The sequence below is a fragment of the Dyadobacter sp. CY323 genome (assembly GCF_021390245.1).
GTDB lineage: Bacteria > Bacteroidota > Bacteroidia > Cytophagales > Spirosomataceae > Dyadobacter.
This window is the reverse complement of record NZ_JAJUXH010000002.1, coordinates 288,976-315,126: the sequence shown is the minus strand read 5'-3', so window position 1 is coordinate 315,126 and position 26,151 is coordinate 288,976. Positions and strand designations below refer to the sequence as shown.

22 protein-coding genes are annotated in these 26,151 nt (G+C 45.3%); 15 read left to right on the top strand and 7 right to left on the bottom strand.

Features of this window, described 5'->3' with window-relative positions; all coding sequences use genetic code 11:
- Positions 1 to 32 precede the first annotated feature (32 nt).
- The 5 genes from LZG72_RS04640 to LZG72_RS04620 are packed head-to-tail and all read left to right on the top strand — an operon-like array spanning position 33 to position 8,288.
- Entirely contained in the window at positions 33 to 761 is a 729-nt protein-coding gene (locus tag LZG72_RS04640) for a hypothetical protein (protein ID WP_233868132.1), read from the top strand.
- Entirely contained in the window at positions 758 to 3,529 is a 2,772-nt protein-coding gene (locus LZG72_RS04635; RefSeq protein ID WP_233868130.1) for a TonB-dependent receptor, read from the top strand. The genes LZG72_RS04640 and LZG72_RS04635 overlap by 4 nt, the downstream gene beginning before the upstream one ends.
- 15 nt (positions 3,530 to 3,544) lie before the next feature.
- Positions 3,545 to 4,672: a DUF4249 domain-containing protein gene (locus LZG72_RS04630; RefSeq protein ID WP_233868127.1), complete on the top strand. Its 1,128-nt coding sequence runs from the start codon at positions 3,545 to 3,547 to the stop codon at positions 4,670 to 4,672.
- A 24-nt stretch (positions 4,673 to 4,696) separates the two neighbouring features.
- The gene (locus tag LZG72_RS04625) at positions 4,697 to 5,824 is read left to right on the top strand and encodes a DUF4249 domain-containing protein (protein ID WP_233868124.1); all 1,128 of its coding nucleotides are present in this window, start codon (positions 4,697 to 4,699) and stop codon (positions 5,822 to 5,824) included.
- A 52-nt stretch (positions 5,825 to 5,876) separates the two neighbouring features.
- Positions 5,877 to 8,288 (top strand): hypothetical protein, encoded by a 2,412-nt coding sequence (locus LZG72_RS04620; RefSeq protein WP_233868121.1) that lies wholly within the window; start codon positions 5,877 to 5,879, stop codon positions 8,286 to 8,288.
- A gap of 19 nt (positions 8,289 to 8,307) precedes the next feature.
- Here the strand turns inward: LZG72_RS04620 and LZG72_RS04615 are convergent, their stop codons facing one another.
- The gene (locus LZG72_RS04615; RefSeq protein ID WP_233868118.1) at positions 8,308 to 8,769 is read right to left on the bottom strand and encodes an Lrp/AsnC family transcriptional regulator; all 462 of its coding nucleotides are present in this window, start codon (positions 8,767 to 8,769) and stop codon (positions 8,308 to 8,310) included.
- 170 nt (positions 8,770 to 8,939) lie between these two features.
- On the opposite strand from LZG72_RS04615, the gene LZG72_RS04610 reads away from it, so the two are divergent.
- Both LZG72_RS04610 and kbl read left to right on the top strand, forming a co-directional pair.
- Positions 8,940 to 9,890, top strand: coding sequence for an NAD-dependent epimerase/dehydratase family protein (locus LZG72_RS04610; RefSeq protein WP_233868114.1), 951 nt, complete (start codon positions 8,940 to 8,942; stop codon positions 9,888 to 9,890).
- Between the two features lie 53 nt (positions 9,891 to 9,943).
- Positions 9,944 to 11,131: a glycine C-acetyltransferase gene (gene kbl, locus LZG72_RS04605; protein WP_233868111.1), complete on the top strand. Its 1,188-nt coding sequence runs from the start codon at positions 9,944 to 9,946 to the stop codon at positions 11,129 to 11,131.
- 76 nt (positions 11,132 to 11,207) lie between these two features.
- Here kbl and LZG72_RS04600 read toward each other — a convergent pair whose 3' ends face one another.
- Entirely contained in the window at positions 11,208 to 12,008 is an 801-nt protein-coding gene (locus LZG72_RS04600) for a transglutaminase family protein (protein ID WP_233868109.1), read from the bottom strand.
- Positions 12,009 to 12,191: 183 nt separating this feature from the next.
- Here LZG72_RS04600 and LZG72_RS04595 point away from each other — a divergent pair, with 183 nt between their 5' ends.
- The 5 genes from LZG72_RS04595 (at position 12,192) to LZG72_RS04575 (ending at position 16,101) form a co-directional block, all read left to right on the top strand.
- Positions 12,192 to 12,725, top strand: coding sequence for a YceI family protein (locus LZG72_RS04595; protein ID WP_233868107.1), 534 nt, complete (start codon positions 12,192 to 12,194; stop codon positions 12,723 to 12,725).
- 133 nt (positions 12,726 to 12,858) lie between these two features.
- The gene (locus LZG72_RS04590; RefSeq protein WP_233868105.1) at positions 12,859 to 14,211 is read left to right on the top strand and encodes a neutral/alkaline non-lysosomal ceramidase N-terminal domain-containing protein; all 1,353 of its coding nucleotides are present in this window, start codon (positions 12,859 to 12,861) and stop codon (positions 14,209 to 14,211) included.
- Positions 14,212 to 14,223: 12 nt separating this feature from the next.
- On the top strand, positions 14,224 to 15,309 hold the full coding sequence (locus tag LZG72_RS04585) for a Gfo/Idh/MocA family protein (protein ID WP_233868103.1): 1,086 nt from the start codon (positions 14,224 to 14,226) through the stop codon (positions 15,307 to 15,309).
- A gap of 15 nt (positions 15,310 to 15,324) precedes the next feature.
- Positions 15,325 to 15,897, top strand: a complete 573-nt coding sequence (locus LZG72_RS04580) for an acyl-CoA thioesterase (RefSeq protein WP_233868101.1) — start codon at positions 15,325 to 15,327, stop codon at positions 15,895 to 15,897.
- A 63-nt stretch (positions 15,898 to 15,960) separates the two neighbouring features.
- A complete protein-coding gene (locus LZG72_RS04575) occupies positions 15,961 to 16,101 on the top strand; it encodes a hypothetical protein (protein ID WP_233868099.1) in 141 nt (46 codons plus the stop codon).
- Between the two features lie 165 nt (positions 16,102 to 16,266).
- Here LZG72_RS04575 and LZG72_RS04570 read toward each other — a convergent pair whose 3' ends face one another.
- A complete protein-coding gene (locus tag LZG72_RS04570; protein WP_233868096.1) occupies positions 16,267 to 17,823 on the bottom strand; it encodes a helicase HerA-like domain-containing protein in 1,557 nt (518 codons plus the stop codon).
- A 218-nt stretch (positions 17,824 to 18,041) separates the two neighbouring features.
- On the opposite strand from LZG72_RS04570, the gene LZG72_RS04565 reads away from it, so the two are divergent.
- The 3 genes from LZG72_RS04565 to LZG72_RS04555 all read left to right on the top strand — a co-directional run bounded on the left by LZG72_RS04565 (position 18,042) and on the right by LZG72_RS04555 (position 21,861).
- Positions 18,042 to 19,058, top strand: a complete 1,017-nt coding sequence (locus tag LZG72_RS04565) for an alpha-E domain-containing protein (protein ID WP_233868093.1) — start codon at positions 18,042 to 18,044, stop codon at positions 19,056 to 19,058.
- Between the two features lie 241 nt (positions 19,059 to 19,299).
- Complete coding sequence (glmM, locus tag LZG72_RS04560) at positions 19,300 to 20,703, top strand: phosphoglucosamine mutase (protein ID WP_233868091.1); 1,404 nt, start codon at positions 19,300 to 19,302, stop codon at positions 20,701 to 20,703.
- 9 nt (positions 20,704 to 20,712) lie between these two features.
- A complete protein-coding gene (locus LZG72_RS04555; protein ID WP_233868088.1) occupies positions 20,713 to 21,861 on the top strand; it encodes a cysteine desulfurase family protein in 1,149 nt (382 codons plus the stop codon).
- 19 nt (positions 21,862 to 21,880) lie between these two features.
- Here LZG72_RS04555 and hemH read toward each other — a convergent pair whose 3' ends face one another.
- The 4 genes from hemH to argC form a co-directional block, all read right to left on the bottom strand.
- Positions 21,881 to 22,960: a ferrochelatase gene (gene hemH / locus LZG72_RS04550; RefSeq protein WP_233868085.1), complete on the bottom strand. Its 1,080-nt coding sequence runs from the start codon at positions 22,958 to 22,960 to the stop codon at positions 21,881 to 21,883.
- A 17-nt stretch (positions 22,961 to 22,977) separates the two neighbouring features.
- On the bottom strand, positions 22,978 to 23,925 hold the full coding sequence (locus LZG72_RS04545; RefSeq protein WP_233868083.1) for an N-acetylornithine carbamoyltransferase: 948 nt from the start codon (positions 23,923 to 23,925) through the stop codon (positions 22,978 to 22,980).
- Positions 23,926 to 23,996: 71 nt separating this feature from the next.
- A complete protein-coding gene (locus tag LZG72_RS04540; protein ID WP_233868081.1) occupies positions 23,997 to 25,133 on the bottom strand; it encodes an aspartate aminotransferase family protein in 1,137 nt (378 codons plus the stop codon).
- A gap of 34 nt (positions 25,134 to 25,167) precedes the next feature.
- Positions 25,168 to 26,151 carry an N-acetyl-gamma-glutamyl-phosphate reductase gene (gene argC, locus LZG72_RS04535; protein ID WP_233868079.1) on the bottom strand — a complete coding sequence of 328 codons (984 nt, stop codon included), beginning with the start codon at positions 26,149 to 26,151 and terminating at the stop codon, positions 25,168 to 25,170.

Here is a 26,151-nt window from a genome sequence, read left to right as displayed (position 1 = left end):
GTGTTGTCGTATTAAAAGAAAACTTCGTCTGCATGCGCATTTTTACTACGGTCTTAGTTCTTCTGATTTGCCTTTCCCAAAGCTCGATCTGTCAGGTTGCGAACGTGCAGACTTCCTCCGCGAAAACACCTGCCTATCCGATTTCTTTATACAAATCGGCCACTTCAATGTCCCAGAATCTGTATAATGGCCGGCAATATTATGTGTATGATGCGAGGCAGGAAGAGCACCAGTTTTTTAACCAGCGAAAGTGGCACAACGGAGTTGTGATGTACGATGGACAGCGTTTCGACAGCATCGCGATGTTATATGATATTTTCCACGACGAATTAGTGATCAAGCATTTTAATGGCGATCACATTTTGCTCCAAAGTGAAAAGGTCGATTACTTCCTGCTGGATCAGCATCATTTCGGGCATTTCGAGTCTGGAAAAAGTATAAATGAGCAAATGCGCACTGGATTTTATGACGTTATCTACAATGGTAAGTCAAAAACTCTGGTCAGACGATCGAAACAGCGGCAGGAGAAGATTGTCGATAAACGCGTAATTGCTCTTTTCCCGCAAAAAGACTTCTATTATATCTTTAAGGACGGCCGTTATCACAGTGTCCGCTCCAAAAAGTCAACTTTCGCTTTATTTCCCGAAGACAAAAAGGAATTGCGCAGAGTGCTGCGGGATGAAAAGATCAGATACCGCAAAAACAGAGAGTTAGCCATTGTCAAAATTGTCGAAGCATACGACAAACAAGCACAACCATGAAGATACTTCTACCCCTGATCCTTTCCATTTGCTGTCTTTTTATTTCCAATGTTGCCTTATCTCAAAACAACGTGGAAAAAAAAATCACCATGCGTCTCGATTCTGCGAGGTTTGGGGAGTTTGTCAAACAAGTCGAATCTCAGACCGGCTATTACCTCTACTACGATACCGCCAAGTTCGACAGCCTGACGCTCGATCTCAATGTGAAAGATCTCACGATTCGTGAGGTATTGGACCAGGTTTTTCGCGGGTCCGAATTCGAATATGCGATCGATGCGCAAAAACGGATCTACATTACACAAGGCCAGCGCATTATTACCCAGCTTACTCCGGGGCTTTTTGAGCCGAACCGGGCAAGTGATAACGACACATTAGCCTATACCGGGCCGGAGAGCGATGCAAAAGAGAAATTGCTTTCGACGGCTGAGAGTAAAGTACACGACATTGGGATCAGGAAACACAGGATCACCCCGGGAAACTCCACGGTTACAGGTTACATACGAAATGCAGTTACTGGTGAGCCGGTAATCGGCGCCGCTATTTTTATTAATTCACCGTCAATCGGGGTGACAACCGACGCATTAGGTTTTTATTCACTTACTATACCCAGGGGAAAGCAGCTTCTCAGGATCAAAAGCACGGGCATGCGGGAAACGCAGCGCCAGATTATTCTTTATTCGGATGGCAAGCTCGATGTGGAAATGCGGGAAAGTGTGATCGCATTAAAGGAAGTTTCGGTGAAAGCCGGGCAGGACAAAAACGTGGTCGGTACACAAATGGGAACGGTTAAGCTGACGATCAAAAACCTGAAACAGGTTCCTACCGTTTTTGGGGAAACCGATTTGCTTCGTACCGTTCTTACGCTGCCGGGGATAAAATCAGTAGGAGAGAACAGTACCGGTCTGAACGTTCGGGGAGGTTCCACCGACCAGAACCTGATCCAGTATAATGATGCGGTGATCTACAATCCTTCGCACCTTTTCGGGTTTTTCTCTGCATTCAACCCGGATGTGTTAAAAGACGTTGAGCTCTACAAAAGCACCATTCCAGCAAAGTTCGGGGGCAGGCTGTCATCCGTACTGGACATCAACAGCCGGGATGGGAACAAGAAGAAGTTCGTGGCATCGGGAGGTATCGGGCTGGTAACAGGCAGGTTAACATTGGAAGGTCCGATCGTGAAAGACAAAACTTCCTTTCTTCTCGGAGGCCGCTCCACGTACTCCAATTGGGTAATCAAAGCGCTGGACAATGAAAATTACAACAAAAGCTCGGCGTCATTCTACGACATTAACCTGAATATCAGCCATGAAATCAACGAGAAGAACAGCTTGTTTTTAACAGGATATGTGAGCGATGACCGGTTTAGATTATTTGGGGATACCTTATACACTTACCAAAATCAGCTTGGTTCTTTGAAATGGAAGCATACATTCAACTCCAAATTATATGGGGTACTCACCGCTTCTCACAGCAAATACCAATATGCCATGGGCGCTGCGGGACTCCCACTGAACTCATTTGATCTGAAATTTGACATTAACCAATCCAATTTCAAGGCGGATTTGAGTTACCAGCTAAACGCGCGACATACGCTGGATTTCGGTTTCAGCAGCATTTATTATAAACTTCACCCAGGCTCATTCCAACCCAAAACAGCTGAATCGCTGATCCGTCCCGACGAGCTTCCAGCTGAGCAGGCGATGGAAAGTGCGCTTTACATTGAAGATAAATTTGAAGTAAGTCCGCGCCTTTCCATTTCTGCCGGTATCCGTTATTCCTTTTTTCAATATCTCGGACCAAAGGAAGTGAACACGTATGTTCCAGGCCTTCCCATTGAATACATTTATCAGGAAGGAGTAAAGAATTACAAAGCCGGTGAAAAGATCAAATCTTATGGCGGGCCGGAATACCGGGCATCCGTTCGGTACAGTGTGTTTGATAACCTTTCGCTGAAAGTGAGCTACAATACCTTGCGGCAGTATATCCATTTGCTGACCAATACGATGACGATCTCTCCGACCGACATCTGGAAGTTGAGTGATCCGTACATTAAACCACAAATCGGTGATCAGTTCTCACTTGGTTTGTACCGCAATTTCAGGGGGAATAAAGTGGAAGTTTCGCTGGAAGGGTATTACAAGAACATACAGAATTTCCTCGATTACAAAGGCGGCGATTCACTCATCATGAACCACAACATTGAAGCTGCGGTGCTGAATACCAAAGCAAAAGCGTATGGCGTGGAATTCATGATCAAGAAAATGACCGGAAAATTAAATGGCTGGCTGGGTTACACCTATTCCAGAACGTTGCTTCGAGCCATAGATCGCGACTCGCCCGATGCGCCGAATAATGGTAATTTCTATCCAAGTAATTACGACAAACCACACGATTTCACGGTGATTTCCAACTACCGCTTCTCGCACCGGTTTAGTTTATCTTTCAATTTTACATACAGTACCGGCCGCCCGTACACACCTCCGATCGGGAAGTATATGATCGACGGCGCTCAAAGAGTGTATTATGCCGATCGGAACCAGTTCCGTATTCCGGATTATTACCGTACGGATCTCGCGATGAATATAGAGGGGAACCATAAGATCAAGAAGCTGGCGCATAGTTCCTGGACATTGGCGGTGTACAACTTACTTGGAAGAAAAAATCCCACTTCGGTTTACTTCCAAACGGTGGCAGGCAGGGTGAATGGGTATCAGCTTTCGATTTTTGGTCAGCCTATCCCGACCATTACGTACAATTTCAGATTTTAATTACAGCCATTAAGAATGAGATACAGCCTTATAAAGCTCAGTTTTTTTGCATTGCTGGTTTTTCTGTACAGCTGCATTGAACCGTTTTCGCCGCCTGAGGTCAATTCGGATCAAAATTACCTTGTTGTTGATGGGTTTCTGAATGTAGGAAATGACACAACCCGGATCGCGCTCAGGAGAACGCAGAATGTAAACGATGTTGCCACTCCTAATGTCGAGTCTGGTGCCGCATTGACTGTTGAAAGCGAGTCGGGAGAGCGCTTTGCTTTTCAGGAATTAGCGAGAGGACAGTATATTTTGCCTCCGCAGCAATATAACCGCGGGGATAAGTACCGGCTGCGCATTAAAACGAATGCTGGAAAAGAATACCTGTCAGAATACGTCGTGGTTAGCTCAACCCCGCCGATTGACAGTGTAACGGCCCGTTACGACAGTTTTCTGGATGCGATGGTTTTTTATGTGAACACGCATGATCCCGCGAACAAGACCCAGTTTTACCGGTGGAAATTTGAAGAAACCTGGGAGTACCGTTCAGCCTTTTATTCTTCTCTGGAAGTCATTGACAAGAAAATAGTGATGAGAGAAAAAGATATTAATCTTTGCTGGGGAAAAGGCTTGTCAGGAGGTATTCTGCTGGGAAGCACGGTAAAGCTGACTAGTGACATTATTAAAGACTTGCCCATTTACAGGGTGCCGGTCTCGACCAACAAACTTTTTATCAAGTACAGCATTCTTGTTAAACAATACGGTTTGTCGAGAGAAGCTTTTGAATACTGGACTGATCTTGCAAAGACCACACAGGGAACGGGCAGCTTATTTGATCCGCAGCCTTCGCAGGTAACCGGAAACATACGGAGTACCAGTGATTCGGAAGACCTTGTTTTTGGGTTTTTCAGTGCTGTTACCGAAGAAACGCAGAGGCTGACCATCACGCCGCGACTTGGAACTTATCCGCAATGCATGGCACCGGACACGTTTGATGTTGTATGCAATCCGATGAGTCCCAGGCAATGTGCCTTGGAAACTACATCGCTGCTCATTTCCTACGGAGGTTTGAGATCTGAGTTTATTACAGGCTCTCCGTCAAGTTGTACGGATTGCAGAACGCAAGGTGGAACCACGGTAAGACCCGATTTTTGGTAGTCATTACGATGCATTGAAAAGCCGATGAGAATCAGAAACTACACTTTACTGACCGTCACACTTGCCATGCTGGCTGTGATATACAGTTGTGTAGAGCCATTTTCGCCACCGGAAGTAAATTCTGACGAAAATTATCTGGTAGTCGACGGGTTTTTGAATGTAGGAAATGATACAAGCAGAATTGAACTCAGAAGAACCCAGAATGTGAACCAGAACACGAATCCTGTATCTGAAAATGGGGCGAAGGTGACGGTTGAGGTCGAGAATGGCGAGCGTTATGATTTTACAGAAACCGGGGACGGACTTTATATCCTGCCGCCCCGCTCATTCAGTACATCAAATAAATACCGGTTACGGATCAATACAGGAGATGGAGAAGAATATCTTTCTGATTATGTGGCGGTTAGTTTAACGCCGGCCATTGATAGTGTGACTTATAAATACAATCCGGTACAGGATGCAGTAACTTTTTACGTAAATACGCATGACGAGCAGGGTAAGACCCAGTTTTATCGCTGGAAGTTTGATGAAACCTGGGAGTACGTGATGGCTTATTATTCGGCCATTTTAATCAGGAACGATAGTATTGTGGTGCGGCCTGAAAACATCAACCGATGCTGGAACAAAAGAAATTCCGGCAGTATTTTGCTGGGCAGCACGGTCAAGCTGAGTAGTGATATTATAAAGGATCTTCCCCTGGCGCTTGTTCCGGTGAATACCAACAAGCTTCATATCAAATACAGCATCCGGGTGAAGCAGTATGGATTATCACGGGATGCATTCGAATATTGGACAAGTCTCTCGAAAACCACTCAGGGCACGGGAAGTCTTTTTGATCCCCAACCCTCACAGGTAACCGGCAATATTCTCAATACAAAAAATAGCAAAACGTTGGTATTCGGATATTTCAGCGCCTCGACCGAAACGTCGAAAAGGCTGACGATCGAACCGAGGCTTGGCACTTTTCCACGCTGTATTGCTCCCGATACACTTCCAATCAGCTGCAAGCAAGGCGAGGAATGTGCATATACGACGTCTTCCATGTTATTAATGTACTGGGGGTTGCGTTCAGATTCCGTATTGGTTGGGCCGGCATCCTGCACCGATTGCAGGCTGGAAGGTGGTACCACGGAACGACCATCGTATTGGTAATGAAGGCATTAAAAAAACAGTAATGAGTCATTTCATTATTAAAGAAATAAGAATGAAAGCAAAAATCTCCATTTGTTGTCTGCTCATGACTTTTTCCTTCACGCTGTTTGCGCAGGAAGATGCCATGGTTACTTCCATAAAACAGCGTTTCGGACTTTACGCCGAACGCGCCATTCAGGAAAAACTGTATGTACATGTGGACCGGCCTTTCTATCTGGTTGGAGAAACCATCTGGTTTAAGGCCTATAATTTAAATGGAGCCTCGCATAAGTTTCTGGATATTAGCAAGGTAGCCTACCTGGAAGTGCTGGATATTGAGAATAATGCAGTAGTTCAGACCAAATTTTCGATGTTGGATGGAAAGGGAAACGGCTCCGTGCTGATCCCCTCGACGATCGTTAGCGGAAAGTATAAAATACGCTGCTATACCAACTGGATGAAGAACTTCAATGCAGATCAATATTTCGAAACGCCTGTTTCCATTGTAAATCCATTTATCCGTTTTGAACCGGACCGGACGGTAAAAGGGGATGTTCGTCATGACGTCCAATTCTTTCCGGAAGGAGGTCATTTAGTCAAAAACTTAGAAAGCAAAGTGGCTTTCAGGGCTATTTCCGCGGATGGTACCGGAATTAAGTTTAATGGAGCGCTGGTGAATCAGCAGAACGATACGGTGCAGAAATTTACGCCGGCGATAAACGGGATCGGATATTTCACATTCACTCCCAAAGAAGGCGAGTCTTACAAAGCATTCGTGACGGATGCAAATGGAAAACGATTTGAATATCCATTGCCGGCTGTGGAGGAACTAGGCTATGTGATGCAGGTAAAAGATTCAACAGAAAATCTTGTTAAAGTAACTGTCAGTGCAAAAGTCGCCGGGGAAGAACCTGTGCAGGTTTACATGCTCGCGCACACCAGGCAGAACAATCCACAGGTTGAGAAGAAATTCCTGTTGAAAAACAAAGCCGTTTTTCTGATAGACAAAAGCGAGCTGGGAGAAGGCATTTCGCATATCACCATATTTAATGAAAAGGTCAAACCGGTAAGTGAACGTCTGTATTTCAAACGTCCGGGTAAGCAACTCGCGATTGAAGCGAAGGTTGCGAAAACCTTCATTACACGTGAAAAAGTGGCAATGGACCTGACCGCAGCAGTTGCATCGGCAGTTTCCAATGGTGCCGGGGATCTTACAAATCTGTCGGTGGCGATCTATTTGAATGATTCGATCAAGTCCCCTTCTCAGCAGGATATTTCCAGCTATTTGTGGCTGACGTCGGACTTAAAAGGTACGATTGAATCGCCGGAATATTATTTCAAAAATGTATCAAAGGAAACGGACCAGCAACTGGATAATCTGATGTTGACGCATGGATGGCGCAGGTTGAAGTGGGAGAATGTTTTATCGAGCCAGATCCCCAAATTTGAAAACCTTCCTGAATACGATGGACATTTCATAACCGGCAGGATACTCAACAAAGCGGACAGTACGGCGGCAAAAGGAAGAGACGCCTATCTGGCGGCGCTCGACGTTCCCGCGCGGTTATATGTGGCTCAAAGCGATCAGAAAGGAAAAATTACATTTGAATTGCGGCAGTTTACCGGCCCGAAAGAAATTACGATCCAGACCAACCTGAGGCAGGATTCCACCTATCGTTTTGAAATAAACAGTCCATTTTCAAAACAATTTTCAACAACCGGTCTATCGCCTTTTTATTTTGATAAAACCCTGGAAAACCAATTGCTGACCCGGGCGATCAATATGCAGACGGGCAATGCATTTCTTCCGAGGATTTATACAGAGAAGAAAGCAACGCTGACCGATTCTCTTGCATTCTTCGGGACACCGGATGAGAAGTATTTTCTGGATGATTTCACTCGTTTCCCCACAATGGAAGAGGTTTTAAGAGAATATGTAAAAGGCATATTGGTCAGAAAAAGACAGAAACAATTCCATTTCAGGATGATCGACAAACTTTTGCCTAATACGTTTTACACCACCGATCCGCTGATCCTGCTCGACGGAATACCCATTTTCGACGCCGATAAAATCATTGAATTCGATCCATTAAAAATTAAGAAGATCGAAACGCTGAGCTCACGCTATTTCCTCGGTCCGATGACATTTACCGGCATTGTAAGTTTCTCCACGTACCGCAATGATCTTGCCGGTTTTGAGCTTGATCCCAAAGTGATGGTAATGCCATATGAAGGTGTGCAGGCGCAACGCGAATTTTACGCACCGAAATACGACAATGGAAATGCAAACAGCCGCATTCCCGATTTCCGTAATCTGCTGCATTGGGCACCCAATGTAGTGACGGATAAAAACGGCAAAGCGACCGTTGAATTTTATACTTCCGACCAGACCGGCCAGTACGAAGTCGTGATCCAGGGAGTTACTCCGACCGGGGTTACCGGCAGCAAGTCGGTTACTTTTGAGGTTGGGAAACGTAATTTCTGATTTTTCGAATCAGGTAATTTTAAATGTAGAATTCCGACGTGTGTTTGATCTCTTTTAACACAAAAGTGCTGTTCAAAACACCGATATTATCTATTTTGGACAGCTTGTATTTTACAAAATCATGGTAATCGTCGAGGCTGGCGACATTGATCTTTAAGAGAAAATCCACTTGTCCAGCCATGTGGTAGCATTCCTGTACCTCCTCCAGATTCTGGATTTCCTGCTCAAATTTCTCGATAAAAGCTTCATTATGGTAGCGCATTGACACCTGGCAGATCGTCGTTACCTGTCGGTTAATGAGCTTTTTGTCCAGTATCGCTACGTACTGTTTGATATACCCCAGACTTTCCAGTCTCCTGATCCTTTCATACACCGGAGAAACTGTCAGGTTCAGCATGGTAGCGATTTCCTTCGTTGTTTTTTTAGCATCTTTCTGCAGAATGCGCAGGATCTTGGTATCAATTTTGTCCAACTGTTCCATGGTGGAAGAATAATTTACTGAAGGCCTGGTTTATCTTTCAGCTAAAAAGTAAAAAAATCTCCATGTGAGCAATAGTCCGGGAACATTTCCTGCAAGAAAGCTGAAATCTTGAAAATAGTTTCCGAAAATGGGAAATTGCAAGTGATTAATGCTTTAACAAAATGATCGCTATGAAGTCAGAATGCATTTTAGTAATCGGGGCAAACGGGCAGATCGGCTCCGTTCTGGTTGAGTATCTGAAAGAAATTTACGGCGTACAAAATGTCGTGGCATCGGATTTAAGAATGCCTGATTTTCCACACGGTATTTTTGAAAAGCTTGATGCTACTGACGCAAATGCCCTGGCGTCCATTGTTAGGAAATACAAGGTAACGCAGATCTATCACCTCGCTGCAATCCTCTCGGCAAAAGGCGAGCAGGAGCCTTTGAAAACATGGCAGATCAATATGCAAACCTATTTTAATGTGCTGGAAGTGGCGCGTGAAAATGGGGTATCCAAAATATTCTACCCAAGTTCCATTGCGGTATTTGGCGAAAACGTGGACGAAAAAGCCGAGCAATTCTCTTATCTCGATCCGGCTACGGTTTATGGAATCAGCAAAGCTGCGGGAGAAAACTGGTCGAATTACTATTTCAAAAGATATGGCCTGGACATCAGGTCTTTGAGGTATCCCGGAATCATCGGCTATCAATCCATGCCGGGTGGCGGTACCACCGACTATGCTGTCGATATCTATCACAAAGCGGTTAAAGGCGAGGATTTTGAATGCTTTTTAGCGGAAAATACCAGGCTTCCAATGATCTATATCAGTGATGCCATGGACGCGACAGTAAGGTTAATGGAAGCTCCGGCGGAGAAAATTTCGGTTCGAACGAGCTACAATCTGGCAGGAATGAGTTTTTCACCAAAAGAAGTCGCTGCAAGCATTCTAAAGATAATCCCGGATTTCAAGATCACTTACAAGCCGGATTTTCGTCAGCAGATCGCAGAATCCTGGCCAGGTGAAATAGACGATTCAAAAGCAAGAAAAGACTGGGGCTGGCGACCAACTTATTCGCTCGATAAAATGACCGAAGAGATGATCAGCGAGTTGCGGAAGAAGTATCAATTGGTAAACTAATTTTGAATGACTGAAAAAGACATTCAATCATTCTCTCATTCAATCATTGACATATGTACACCAACATAAAAAACGAACTTCAGGAAGAACTGGACGCCATTAAATCGGCCGGTTTGTATAAAAAAGAACGTGTAATTACTACTCCGCAAGCTGCGAGCATTGCGACTACGGATGGCAAGCAGGTTCTTAATTTTTGCGCAAACAATTACCTCGGTCTTTCTTCTCACCCGGAAGTCATTAAAGCAGGGATTGAAGCCATTAATACCCATGGTTTTGGAATGTCCTCGGTCCGTTTCATTTGCGGCACGCAGGATATTCATAAAGAACTTGAAAAGAAAACAGCTGAGTTTCTCGGTCAGGAAGATTGCATTCTTTACGCGGCTGCATTCGATGCAAACGGGGGCGTTTTTGAACCATTACTTAATGAACAGGATGCGATTATTTCCGACGAACTGAATCACGCTTCCCTGATCGACGGGATTCGTTTATGCAAAGCGAAACGTTTTCGTTACAAGCATAACGATATGGCGGATCTGGAAAAGCAGCTGGGAGACGCAAAAGGCAGCCGGAGAATTCTTGTCGTGACCGACGGAGTATTTTCAATGGACGGAACGATCGCGAGGTTGGATAAAATCTGTGATCTGGCAGAACAATGTAATGCGATGGTCATGATCGATGAATGTCATGCGAGCGGATTTTTGGGAAAAACCGGACGAGGTACACACGAGTTCCGCGACGTAATGGGACGCATTGATATCATTACCGGAACGTATGGAAAAGCACTCGGCGGCGCATCTGGTGGTTTTACGGCTGCAAAAAAAGAAATCGTTGAAATCCTGCGTCAGCGTTCCCGGCCGTATCTTTTCTCGAATACACTTGCACCGTCCATTGTCGGCGCGTCTATAAAAGTTCTTGACTTACTGTCATCGTCAACCGAGCTACGGGACAAGCTGGAAAGAAACACAGCATATTTCCGGAAAGCAATGACTGATGCTGGATTTGATATCATGCCCGGCGAGCATCCGATTGTACCTATCATGCTTTATGAAGCAAAACTGGCACAAGAATTCGCCGCCAAATTACTTGATGAGGGTATCTACGTTATCGGATTCTTCTACCCGGTCGTACCTCAGGGAAAAGCCAGGATCCGCGTACAAATCTCCGCAGGCCACGAGCAGGAACACCTGGAAAAAGCAGTAGCAGCTTTCACAAAAATCGGAAAAGAGCTGGGAGTAATCTAAAGCACTTTACTTGCTCATACAAAGACCGATTCTCACCTGCGCGTAGCTTCAAACTACGCGCACCTCATCTCACATCTCACACCTCCGGTTCCAACAAAACCGCCTCCACATGCAATGACTGTAAAGTCGCATTTCCATATTGCGTTACCATAGCTACATCGGCGGCGTCACGACCATGCGCGATTTCAATCCGGTAACCTTCCGTTTTTTCCTGTACCGCATCGAAAGTGTACCATTCATTTCCAATGTACACTTCAAACCAGGCATGCAAGTCCATTACTTTCAGCTTGTCGAGGTACCCGACGGTCATGCGGGTAGGAATGCAAAGATTTCTGCATAAAGCAACTGCCAGATGCGTAAAGTCGCGGCAAACGCCGATCCTGTTTCGTGCAACGTCTAAGGCAGTGGTACTCGCGTGAGTTACGCCATACTGATAGCGGATGTTGTTGTGGATCCAGGTGCGGATCGCCTCAACCTGGTCATACCCGGGAACGAGATGCCCGGCGATTTCCATGGCGAGCATATTGATCTCATATAAGTCGGACTGGCAATAACGGCTGGGCAGGATGTAATGCATCACATCGTCGGGCAGGTCTCCCACCAGCATATACGAAGGCCTTGGATTAGGGATGGGCCTGGTCGCCTTTACCTGCGCCTGAACTTCCGTCGTAATGGTAACCCTCCCAACGGGCAAAATGGTACGCTGACATGGATTTCCGTATAAATCGATGTATTCTGAAAAAGGGACAGATGGCTCGATATTAAATCCCTCCTGAATGATGGATTGGCCTTCCTGGCGGCGTGGCCGCAACATGGTAGTTACGGTGGTGGGAGCATACACGTCATACGTGAATACCGCTCTTCCCTTCATTTTCATGTAAAGTCGATTTATGTGATTGGCAAATGTAAAGACATAATGTTACTTAAAAATTACATGCCATACATGTTATCGTTATAACCCCATACGTTCTGAATTAAATCATTTTTTTAGACGTTAGGTGGGCAGGAATAGGAATTTTTAGGCCTAAAAAAGAATCTTTGAATTTAAAATTATTGACCTATGGCAGTTACAAAATGGATCGTAGACCCGGCACATTCTGAAGTTCAGTTTAAGATTAAACACCTGGTTATTTCTACCATTACTGGTTCCTTCAACAATTTCGAAGGCGGCGCCACTTCTGATTTAAATAACTTTGAAAATGCGGAAATTCACTTCTCCCTGGACGTGAGCAGTATCGATACCAATGTCGAAATGCGCGATGCCCATTTGAGGTCGGCGGATTTCTTTGATGCAGAGCAATTCCCTCATATCACTTTCCAATCCAACTATTTTCACAAGGTTAAAGGCGATCTATACAAGCTTTCGGGCTTGCTGACCCTGAAAGGGATTACGAACCCAATCGAGCTGGATGCGGAATATGGCGGCAGTGAGCGCGACGCGGACGGAAATGTGCGGATCGCGTTTGAAGTAGAAGGAAGGCTCAGCCGGCAGGAATACGGCTTAAATTACATGCAATTGACCGATTCGGGCGGACTTGTTATTGGCGAGGATGTGAAATTGATCGCAAATATTCAGTTGGTAAAAGAGAATTGAGGTAAGTTTTTGTGATAAGAATTTCAATACCCGGTAAAATTCGCGTGCGAGTAGCCGGGTTTTTTGATAAATGAGGATATTGCAGGAATGTTATTCTTTTGCTTTCAGTAATTAACCCGCAATATCAGTCTCCATGAGGTTCCTGAAAATCCTGTTATCCATTCTTGGTTCCATTATCCTGCTTCTTATTCTGGTTATCGCCACCATGATCACCACGATGGACGAGACGCCATACAAGGATATGCCGTATTACAGCCAATGGAAACAGAATGTGAATGCGGTTAAGCTGGATACCTCCGGTGGATCGGGAGAATTGAGGGCTGGCTGGGCCAAGGTGAATATTACACCATCATCCCCGACACCGACGGCGGGATATGGAAACCGGCGCGGGAAATTGTACACCTCTGTGCATGATTCGGTTTATGTGCGGGCCATGGTGATCGATAATGGTTCGACGCAAGCAGCTATCGTGGCGGCTGATCTGCTCATTGTTCCGCCAACTGTTATCAAGGCACTGCAATCCAAACTAACAAGTAAGGAAATCCCATTCGATCAGGTGTTTTTCGGCGCTACACATAGTCATAACAGTGTAGGTGGCTGGGGTACAGGTGTTTCTTCACTGTTTTTTTCCGGTAAGTACGACCAGGCAACGGTCGACCGGCTCGCCGATGCCATTTTTCAGGCCATTGTTCAGGCTAAAGCCAGGCTCGAACCCGTATCGCTGACCTACATGGAGTCCATTGATTCCGTCGATATTCGCAATCGGTTGGTGGGTGAAGAAGGTAAGGTAGATCCTGAAATCCGGTCCGCTGCATTTGTAACTAAAAGTGGCCAGAAAGCTATTTTGAGCTCATTTGCTGCGCATTCAACCGTTCTTAATTCTAAAAATATCGTACTGTCCCGCGATTATCCGGGAATGCTGGTGGATTCGCTTGAAAAGGGCAGATACGATTTTGCCATGTATATGGCGGGCGCGGTAGGGAGCATGGGGCCGATTGAAAAAGGTACCGATGATTTTGATGAAGTAAAAAACCAGGCACTTGGTGTTCAGAATGCATTATTGTCTTCGTCGACTGTAAAGGAAGATTCGAAAAAAGCGGTTTTGAAGGCGGTCACATTACCACTGCCGCTGCGCGATCCGTCGCCCCGACTTACGATGAACATCGTTTTGAGATCCTGGGCATTTAAAAAAGCATTTGGCGAGTATCCGGTTTTTGTGAAAGCGTTGAGGTTGGGTAACATTTTAATGGTGGGTATGCCGTGCGACTTTTCGGGTGAGCTGGTCGCTGAACTCGATGCGTATGCCAAAACCAAAGGCCTGAACCTGATGGTGACCAGTTTCAATGGAGGTTACATTGGCTACATTACCCACGACAAATATTTTGACCGGGATTTATATGAAACCAAAACAATGAGCTGGTACGGCCCGTACAATGGCGCCTATCTGCAGGAAGTCATTAAAGACCTTATTGATAAGTTAAACTAAACTACCTAAACGATGAAAGCGTTATTACTCGTGATTTTTGGTGTTTTGAGTGTTCAGGCATTTGCCCAAAAGCCGGTGCGTGTTGCGGTTGCCGGCCTGACTCACGGGCACGTCGGCTGGGTTTTCAACCGGTCCGACAAAAAGGATATTGAGCTGGTGGCGATTTATGAAACCAATCCCGAATTGGTAAACCGGTTTGCTGAAAAATATAAACTGGATAAAAAGATATTCTATTCGGACCTCAACAAAATGCTCGATGAGGCTAAACCCGAGGCAGTTTCAGCTTTCGGGGCGATTAGCGAGCACATTACCATTGTAAAAGCGTGCGCACCCCGCAAGATCCACGTGATGGTGGAGAAGCCACTGGCAACCACATTTGCCGATGCACAGGAAATTCAGGCACTTGCAGAGAAAAATGGCATTCAGGTGTTGACGAACTTCGAGACTTCGTGGTACGCCAGCAATCAATATGTGAACAAGTTGGTTGAAGACGGCAAACTGGGTGAAATCCGGAAGGTAATGGTCAACGACGGGCACCAGGGGCCGAAAGAGATCGGTGTCAGCAAGGAATTCCTGGAAATTCTCACCGATCCCAAGAAAAACGGTGCTGGCGCATTGATCGATTTCGGATGTTACGGGGCTAATTTAATGACCTGGCTTTTGAAAGGAGAGAGACCGCTTTCAGTGACTGCAGTAACGCACCAGAACAAACCTGACATTTATAAAAATGTTGATGATGAAGCCTCGATCATTTTGCAATATCCACAAGCGCAATGCATTATCCAGAGTTCTTGGAACTGGTCTTTTGCGAGAAAGGATATGGAAGTTTTCGGAAACAAAGGATATGCAGTTGCCGTGAATGCGACGACTGTCCGACAACGATTCCAGGAAAAGTCCCCCGAGGAAACCATTAAGCTCGACCCCAGGCCGGCGCCGCACACCGATCCATTTTCGGTTTTGGCAGATGTGGTTCAAGGTCGGTTGAAGCTTGAAAAAAATGATCTTTACGGTTTAGCCGTCAATGTAATAGCCGTTGAAATTCTGGATGCAGCACGTGAATCGGCGAAATCCGGGAAAACGATATTTTTGAAAAAGTAATAAAAATATTCAATTATGAATCTGGAACCGCGCTCTGTTCGTTTTTCCCAAACCACTCTGACGGAGCTGATGATTCCTTCTTATGCCAACTTCGGAGGTAAAATCCACGGCGGAATACTGCTTTCACTCATCGATAAAGTCGCGTACGCATGTGCGGCGCGGCACGCAGGTACCTATTGTGTGACCGTTTCGGTGGATGGGGTCGATTTTCTGGCGCCAGTTGAAGTAGGAGATCTGGTTTCTTTGCATGCATCGGTCAACTACGTCGGCCGGACTTCGCTGGTAATCGGCATTCGTGTGATTGCAGAGAATGTAAAAAATGGCAGTCAGCGGCATACCAACACTTCTTACGTAACCATGGTAGCGAAAGGCGAAGACGACAAACCAACCCTGGTGCCGGAACTGCTGCTTGAAAATGAAGAAGACGCGCGCCGTTTCCTGGAAGCAATCAAGCGCCGCGAGTTAAAGGAAAACTACCAAGACGCGTTTGATAATGCAAAAACCAGGCTGGATGTAAAGGACAGTTTAGAAAAACTGTCCCAGCAGCGATGTGTGATTGGTTGGGATGGTCCTAAGAACCAGAAATAGTATCAGACTGTTAATTCTGTATTTTGGCTTAAAGAAAAAGAGCTACTTAAATTCCAAATGAATATGGAAGCACTTACTAATCTTCAACCAGAGCTTTTGAAGGTGTATTCTCGCCCGGTTTCAGAAGATGATCTACTTGCGATCCGCCGGTTTCTGGCGAGTTACTTTGCGGAGAAATCTATGAACCTTGCCGATGCTGTTTGAGATAAACAAGGCTGGACAGAAAAAGATAGCGATTTGTTGATGACTGAACAGCCACTTTAACCCATTAAAGAAAATATCGTTTCCAAAGGTCAACATAGTCGATTTGAAAACCTTTGAAAACGATATTCTGCGTATAAAAGGAAACTGAATTTCCTCTCGACTGCATTAAAACCCAAATAACCCACCGCCTTTTTTCCGGGTAGTGGTTCTGGATTTGCCGAAAAGCATTCCGAATACTCCTCGGACCACTTCCCGACCGATTTGTTTGGCGAGAGGTGAGTTCAATGCATCGGCGATGACGCTCTTTTCTTCCTTTTGTTTCTTCGCAACAACGACTTCTTCCTGCGCCTCGGCTTCTACCCGGGCCTGTTGCTCCATTCGTTTGGTCAGCATTTCATACGCACTTTCCGGGTCGACGGGGTCTTTATATTTAAGATACAGATCCGATTGCTGAACATGATTATCATAATCAGCCTGCACCATTGGGCCCATAATGGAGGTTGGAGGAAGCAAATGTGTGGCTGCTACCTCGGTAGGAATTCCCTTTTCATTTAAAACAGTAATTAATGCCTGACCAATCCCTAATGTGGTAAGTACCCGGTCGATGGAGTAAAAGTCTGACTTGGGATAGGTTTTAACAGTTTGCTTCAAAGCATCTGCATCTTGCGGTGTAAATGCTCTCAAAACGTGCTGAATGCGGTTTCCAAGCTGGGAAAGCACAGAAACGGGGACGTCCTGAGACATTTGGGTACAAAAGAAAATCCCGATTCCCTTGGAGCGAATCAATCTAACAACCTGCTCGATCTGATCGAGAAATGCCCGTGGCGCATCTTTGAAAAGTAAATGTGCCTCGTCGAGGAAAAATACCAGCTTCGGCTTGTCAAGATCGCCCGCCTCGGGCAGTTTTTGATACAGCTCGGCCAAAAGGCTCAGCATAAAAGTCGAAAACAATGCCGGTTTATCCTGAACATCGGAAATGTTAAGCAAACTGATCACACCCTGGCCATCGACACGGTTGATCAGGTCGGCAATATCAAATGATTTCTCACCGAAGATACTTCCGACACCCTGCTGTTCCAGAGCTACGATTTTACGCAAAATGGTGCCGGCTGTCGAAGTGGAAATGCTTCCGTAATCCGCTTTGATTTCAGCTGCCCCGGGACCCTCGGAGAGGTAGTTCAAAACCTTTTTCAAGTCATTAAGATCCACCATCGGCAGGTCTTTATCATCGGCATATTTAAAAAGGATTGCCAAAACTCCTGACTGTGTATCATTTAACTCAAATATTTTTGAAAGCAATATCGGCCCGAATTCGAGGATCGTTGCACGCATCTGAGCACCCTTTTTTCCACTGAGCGAGTAAAGTTCAACCGGATAACCTTTTGCCTCGAATGCAGTCCCCAGAATCTGGGAACGTTCTTCCAATGCAGCATTTGTTTTCCCCGGCTGAGCAATGCCCGATAAATCACCTTTGATATCAGACATAAAAACCGGCACTCCCGCGGCAGACAATTGCTCTGCGAGCACCTGCAATGTCCGGGTCTTACCTGATCCGGTAGCCCCGGCCACCAGCCCATGGCGGTTCATCATTCTTAATGGCAGGCTAACCCTGGCTTCACTGATTATTTCGCCCTCAAGTATTGCGGAGCCCAGATGGATAACCGGCTTGTCTGTCCGGTAAGATTTCTGGATCGCTGCAACAAATTCCTCTTTTTTTGACACAGTAGGTGCGGTTATAGGTTAGAAAATGATAATTTACAAAATTTAAACGTTTCGGGAATATTCCAAAAAGGCGGAAGTGTTTTTAGTGGAATAATACTCTTTCACGATATTATATTACTTTTCGCATACCCTTGTATTTGCAAAATTTAATTAGGTATTTTGGTGTATTCGCTTAACAAATATTCTGATTATTCATTTAGAGACAATTATTACCGTTTATGCTTAGCCGAGTTGCCAATTCAATTTACTGGATGAACCGTTATATGGAGCGGGTCGAAAATTACGCCCGTTTCGTTGGAGTTAACTTTAATCTGGCGTTGGATTTGCCGCCTGATGTGGACGAGCAGTGGGAACCTCTCCTGATCGCGACCGCCGATCATTATTTGTTTTATAAATATTATGAAAAGCCGACTAAAGAGGATGTGATCCACTTTATGACGTTTGATAAACGAAATCCGAACTCGATCATAAGCTGTCTTTACGAGGCGAGAGAAAATGCCCGGACGATCCGTGAAACGATCTCCAAGGAAATGTGGGAAAGTATAAACACTTTTTATCTCTCCATTCGCGGCGCATCCCCGGACAATTTCCGTAATATGGACCATATGCAGTCTTATTTCACGGATATCCGTAAAAACTGTCAGCTTTTTCATGGCGTAGTCGATTCTTCCATTACCCGCAACGAAGCGTGGCATTTCGGGAGATTGGGGCGACATATTGAGCGTGCGGATAAATGTTCCAGGTTTTTGGACGTGAAGTATTTTACCCTTTTGCAAGATGCGGGAACGTCCGGTTCGACCCTAGATTTAATGCTCTGGACTGCGGTGTTGAAATCGGTTAGTGCCTATAATATGTACAGGCAGACGCACCGGGCGCTGACACCGATGAATATTGTAGCTTTTTTAATTCTAGACAAACTTTTCCCGAGATCAATCGCCTATTGTGTGCGGCAGGCCGAACTCTCGCTTTATGCGGTAGCCGGGTCGATACCCGAACGGGGAAATACAAATCCTGCGGAGCGGGCGCTGAGTAAAATCCGCAGTGAGCTGGAATTCACAGACGTGGAAGACGTCTTCAAGCTGGGACTTCACCAATATCTTGATACTTTTCAAACAAAGAACAATGAGGTGGATTCGGCCATCTTCGACATGTACTTCGGCCTAGAAACCGGGCAGTCTCAAAGCCAGTCAATGGGGCAAAGTTCGGGGCAAATCAAGGGACAATGGATGAACTGAACAGTGCCGGCATCTGGCTCGCTAAGCAATTATCCTCAAATTCGATTTTCCACGCATAAGTAATTCGGTTCAGAAATTGCCTATCGAACGGATGAGCCCGGTTTTTAGTAAAACAGGAGAATTTTCAAAGGTCTGATTACCTGGCACCGTAAACTCGGTCCCGTTTTAGTTTGTTGAAAAATGTAAAGTAGCAGGTGGAATTTTCGTATTTTTGCAACCGAACAAAAGGGAATTCTAAATCGTGACTTTAATTAAATCTATCTCAGGAATCAGAGGTATTGTGGGTGGAAAATCGGGTGAGGCGCTGACTCCAATCGATGTTGCTAAATTTGCTGCTGCATACGGGACATGGCTGAGGCGTACAAATCCGCAAAATTTAAAAGTTGTAATCGGTCGTGATGCCCGTCTCTCGGGTGAAATGGTAAGTCGCCTTGTTGCAGGAACTCTTCAGGCTGTTGGTCTTCATGTTTTAGACCTGGGCCTCTCAACCACGCCAACCGTTGAGATAGCTGTTACCGCCGAAAATGCGGCGGGCGGAATTATACTTACTGCTAGCCATAATCCCATTCAATGGAATGCGTTGAAGCTTTTGAACCACCGTGGAGAGTTCATCTCCGAGTCGGATGGTGAGGAAGTTCTCAGAATTGCTGATCAGGAAGACTTCGTTTTTGTAGATGTCAAAAAAATAGGAAGCTATAAATCAGACGATACATACCTGCAAAAACACATCGATCAGGTATTGGCTTTGCCACTTGTGGATGTGGAAGCGATTTCGAATGCGAATTTCAGGATTGTAGTTGATGCAGTGAATTCTACGGGTGGTATTGCCATTCCAATGCTCCTGGAAGCATTAGGCGTAGCCCCGAAAAACATCAAAAAATTGCATTGCGAGCCGACAGGTAATTTCGCTCACAATCCGGAACCCCTTCCGGAACACCTTCGTGATATCAGCAAGGAATTAGAGAACGGTGCATTTAACCTCGGAATCGTTGTCGATCCGGATGTGGACCGTCTTGCATTGATGTGTGAAGATGGAACTCCGTTTGGTGAAGAGTATACGCTTGTTGCGGTGTCGGACTATGTGCTTAAAAACACGCCCGGAAATACCGTATCGAACCTGTCTTCTACAGCTGCATTAAGAGATGTAACTCTGAAAGCCGGCGGTAAATATTTTGCATCCGCGGTTGGAGAGGTGAATGTTGTCAATATGATGAAGGAAAATAATGCGGTGATCGGTGGAGAGGGGAATGGGGGCGTTATTTATCCTGAAAGTCATTACGGACGGGATGCGCTGGTTGGCGTTGCGTTGTTTTTGACGCATCTGGCCAAATTTGGCAAAACTGCATCCGTGCTGAGAAGGTCGTACCCAAACTACTATATTTCAAAAAATAAGATTGAGCTCACCCCGGACATTGATGTCGATAATATTTTGAGCCGCATTCAAACACGCTATGCGAAACAGCCGCATAATACGATTGACGGCGTTCGGATCGAGTTTGATCGCGAGTGGGTGCATTTAAGGAAATCAAATACCGAACCGATTATCCGGATCTATTCAGAATCAGAGACACAGACTACCGCTATAAATCTGGCTAACAAAATCATTTCCGATATCAAGGAAATCCTTTCAGAGCCAAAGAAATAAAGTTAAGATATGAAAGTTTATTTGGACAACGCGGCTACCACGAAACTGGATCCGGAAGTTCTCGAGGTCATGTTGCCACTTATGACCGAGCAGTTTGGAAATCCTTCTTCTATACATTCTTATGGTCGGGCTGTCCGCTCTGCCCTGGAAAGAGCCAGAAAAAGTATCGCAGGTATTCTGAATGCGGCACCGGCGGAAATATTTTTTACGTCGGGTGGTACTGAGGCTGATAATACGGCCATTTGTTCAAGCATTGAAACACTTGGCCTTAAACATGCGATTACTTCCAGAATTGAGCACCACGCGGTTTTACATACTCTCGAGCATTTACAGAAAATAGGCCGTATCCAGCTGAGCTATGTAAATCTGAACGAAAAAGGAGAAATTGATTTAGAGCATCTCGAATTATTGTTATCAACCAACTCCAGATCGTTGGTTTCCCTCATGCACGGGAATAATGAGATCGGAAATCTGCTGGACCTTTCGGCTGCGGGTGATATTTGTGAGAAATACCAGGCCGTTTTCCATAGTGATACCGTGCAGACAATGGGTCATTATAAACATGATTTGCAGCAACTTAAGACCGATTTTATCGTAGGCGCAGCTCATAAATTCAATGGCCCGAAAGGTGTAGGATTTTTATATGTTCGTCCGGGAATTAAAATAGCGCCATTTGTGCATGGAGGTGCTCAGGAACGTAATATGCGCGGCGGTACTGAAAATATTTATGGAATTGTAGGGCTGGCCAAAGCGTTGGAAATTGCTTACCGGGATATGAATGACCATCAGTCACATATCATGGGATTGAAAGCGCGGATGATTGAAAAGCTGAAAAATAATATTGATGGCATTACATTCAATGGAAATTCCGGAGATCTGGATAAAAGTCTCTACACGGTTTTGAACGTAAGTTTGCCTCCGTCGGACATCAGCGATATGCTGCTTTTCAATCTGGATATTGCAGGAATTGCGGTTTCGGGTGGTAGTGCCTGTTCGAGTGGTACGGATATTGGTTCTCACGTTCTTAATGAGCTGCAAATCCCGGCCGACCGTGCGAATGTTCGTTTTTCGTTTGGGAAATATAATACCGAGGAAGAAATTGACTACGCAGTGAATACGCTTTCGGAACTATATAAAAAAGAAGGTATAATTCTTTGAAACCAGTCGGGTGCCCAGGCTAGGCGCCCCAGACTGGATTTTTAGTAATATCGACTAGCGCATCAATCCAGATATCACTGTCGTTCAGGCTTTCCACAAGCTGCCAGTGTTCTCCGCCTTCCTTTTCGAAGATTTCCTTATACTCTTCTCCGACTTCGATAGTTGTTTCGAGACAATCGGCTACAAATGCGGGAGAAAAGGCCAATGCACTTTTGACTCCTTTTTTGGTGAGCTCGGGAATAACTTCGTCCGTATATGGCTTGATCCAGGGATTTTTGCCCAGCCGCGATTGAAAGCAAGTCGTGTATTTTCCTTCCGGAATTTCCATTGCTTTCACTAACAGACGCGTCGTTTCAAAGCATTGAGCACGGTAACAATGCTGGTTTCTGTGATCGAGCTGGTCGCAGCAGCTCCCAAACTGGCAGAAAGTGCCGGTTACATCACCTTTGGTAATTTGCCGCTCGGGTAAGCCGTGATAGCTGAACACAAAATGATCGTATTCACGCTCGGCCATGTATTTTTTACCAAGGTTGGCAAAGCCTTCAATGAATTTCGGATGGTCCAGGAACCGGTTAACGAACCTGATTTCCGGTAAAACCTCCCAGTCTTTCACAACCTGCATTACTTCTTTGTAAACAGAACCGGTCGAAGCGGAAGCATATTGGGGAAAAAAAGGAATGACTATAATATCGGAAAGGGTCAGCTTTCTTAATTCAGTTAAGGCAGTTTCGATGCTGGGGCTCTGATAACGCATAGCCAGCTCCACCACATAATCTTCTCCCAATGCATTTTGCAGCTTGTCTTTTACGGAGTAACCGTATATTTTTAATGGAGATCCGTCCGGCCGCCACAGTTGTTTATAAATCTTTGCTGATTTAGGTGCACGGAACGGAGCTATTATCAGATTAATCAGCAGCCAGCGGTTTAGGAAAGGGATGTCTATAACCCTTTCGTCCATGAGAAACTGCCGCAGGTATTTTCGCACATCAGGAACAGATGGACTGTCAGGCGTTCCGAGGTTAACAATCAGAACACCTGTTTTGCCAATTTTCTTTTTAGTTATTGATGAGTGGGGTTGAGTCAAAAGTACGCTGCTCATGTAATGTGTTGAGTTTATTAAAGAGAAAGCAAAACTTCGCGCAAGGCTGCCTGAGCAGACCATTCACGGTTAGCGGCTTGCTCAATGACCAGAGATCTGGGGCCGTCCAATACCTCATCTGCTACTTTCATATTCCGGCGCAATGGGAGGCAATGCATAAATTTCCCGTTGTCGGTCAGTGCCATTTTAGCTTCTGTAATCATCCACGAAGGATCACTCGTCAATACTTGTCCATAATGCTGATATGATGACCAATTTTTTCCGTAAACAAAGTCAGCACCTTCCAGAGCCTTGTTCTGATCGTATATGACCTGTCCTTTTCCTACAAATCCAGGATTCAGATCGTAGCCTTCCGGATGAGTTATTACAAGCTCTACGTCCATGGGGTTCATCCATTCACAAAAAGAATTAGCCACAGCCTGTGGCAATGCTTTGAAATGGGGAAGCCAGGTCAAAACTACTTTTGGACGTTGTTTAACTTTAAATTCTTCAATGGTAATACAGTCCGCCAGTGATTGCAATGGATGTCTAGTTGCGGATTCGAGATTAATGATCGGTACCTCCGCATATTTTTGAAACTGCTTGAAAACAATCTCTTCATAATCTTTATCGCGATCTTGCAGACCTGCAAACGACCGGATCCCGATGATGTCACAATAGCTTCCGATCACCGCTGCGGCTTCTTTCACGTGCTCTGCCTTATCGCCATTCATGATTACACCTTCCTCCATTTCAAGTCCCCAGCCATCCTGCCCCACGTTCATGGTGATCACATTCAGTCCAAGATTTTGCGCCGCTTTTTGTGTGCTGATCCGGGTCCTCAAACTCGAATTGAAAAACAGCAGTCCGATGGTTTTGTTTTTACCCAAAGTATGATCAGCAAATGGGTCGCGTTTGGCTGAGATCCCGCTGGTGATTAGCTGGTTCAGGTCGGTTACGTCTTTAATGGAAAGGAAATGGTTCATTCAGTCAGGTGTTCCGGTATTTTGAATTCCGGGGCAGTTAAACAGGCATCCGCCTGATGTGATTTGCAATTTTACAACGATGTGACAGATACTTCTTTTCTAAGTGCTTCTAGGAACATGTCAGCTTCTTTTTTACCTAGCGCTAATGACGGCAACAGGCGTATTGTGCTGGTCCCGGCAACTCCGGTAAACATTTTATGCTCAAAAAGCAGTTTGTTTCTCAAATCTTTCACGGGAAAATCAAACTCGATCCCGATCATTAATCCTCTTCCCCGCAATTCTTTATAACCTCCGATTTCTTTAATACCATCCATAAGATAGTCGCCGATTTCAGCCGCATTCCCGATCAGGTTTTCATTTTTCATGATATCCAGAACCGCAACGCCAGCCGCACAGGCCAGATGGTTTCCACCAAATGTAGTTCCAAGCAGTCCGTAGCTGGCTTTAAACTTTGGTGAGATCAAAATCCCGCCAATTGGAAAGCCATTGCCCATGCCTTTTGCCATGGATATAATGTCCGGGTCAATGCCGCTGAACTGGTGGGAAAAGAATTTTCCGGTCCGACCATAACCGCATTGTACGCTGTCAAGAATTAAAATCGCGCCCGTCTCGTCACATTTACGTCTTAATGTTTGTAAAAATTCGTCAGAACAAACCTGAATTCCACCCACGCCCTGGATTCCCTCGACAATTACCGCGCATACTTCATCGGTAATGCCATTCTCTGCAGAGTCGACATCGTTGAACGGAAGGAAGGTAACATGTTTATTGTAATTTACAGGGGCAACTATCGACAGATTATCGGTTGCGGCAACGGCACCCGCCGTACGGCCGTGGAATGACTTGGTAAATGAAATCACTTTCGTCCGGCCATTGTGGAAGGAGGCTAGTTTCAAAGCATTCTCATTCGCTTCGGCCCCCGAATTGCAGAGGAAAAGGCGGTAATCGGGATAGCCGGATAATTCTCCCAGCTTTTCAGCCAATTCTTCCTGCAAAGAAATTTTTACAGAATTTGAATAAAAACTGATCGCGTTCAGCTGGCGGGTAAGCATATCGACGTAATATGGGTGGCAATGACCTACCGAAATAACCGCATGCCCGCCATACAAGTCCAGGTATTCGGTTCCATGCTGGTCCCACAAATAACTACCGCGGGCCTTTACAGGCTCGATGTCATAAAGTGGATATACATCAAATAAATGTGACATTTCTTAAAATTTATATTCTCCTGAATATTTTAAATCAAAAAGCCGGTGCTTTAAATCTCAATCCGGCATCTTCCGGCAACCCAAAAATCAAATTCATATTCTGAACTGCCTGTCCCGACGCTCCTTTGGTGAGGTTGTCGATGATGCTGGTAATCAACAGCTGACCATCGTGCACTTCGAGGTGAATGAAGCATTTATTGGTATTAACAACTTGTTTAAGATCAATAGGTGCTTCGCTTACATGCGTGAATGGGTCATCTGTGTAAAAGTTTCTATAAAGACTTTTAGCCTCTTCCAGCGAACCCTCATAGCGGGTATACACATTCGCCATGATCCCGCGCGTATAATCGCCGCGATAGGGGACAAAATTCACGGCTTTGTTAAAACCAGCCTGCAATTTGGCAAGGCTCATTTTGATTTCGGTCAAATGCTGATGCGTAAATGCTTTGTAAATGGAAACATTGTTGTTACGCCACGAGAAATGGGTAGTGGCACTCAGCGATTGGCCTGCACCAGTGCTGCCGGTAACTGCACTCACATGAACTTCATCTTTTAATAAACCTGCATTTGCAAGTGGTAAAATGGCGAGTTCGATGCTGGTAGCGAAACATCCCGGATTAGCAATTTTGGACGCAGACTTAATTTTATCTTTTTGAAGTTCTGGCAAACCGTAGGTAAACCCATGCGATTCGTCCCGGAAATCTGTGCTCAAATCGATAATCTTTGTTGAAGATGGCACAGAAAACTCATTCAGGAACTTTTGGGACTCTCCATGTCCGGAACACAAAAAGATGACATTCGGATCATGTCCGTCGAGCAGTCCCTGAATATCTTCTCCCGAAAAAGTCAAATCCGTTTCACCAAGTAAATCGGTATGCGTGATATGGACAGGTTTACTCGCCTGGCTTTTACTGTGTGCAAAAGCAATTTCTGCATTCGGATGGTTGATCAGGATTCGTATCAATTCTCCGCCGGTATACCCAGCCGCACCAATAATACCTACTTTGATTTTTTGCAT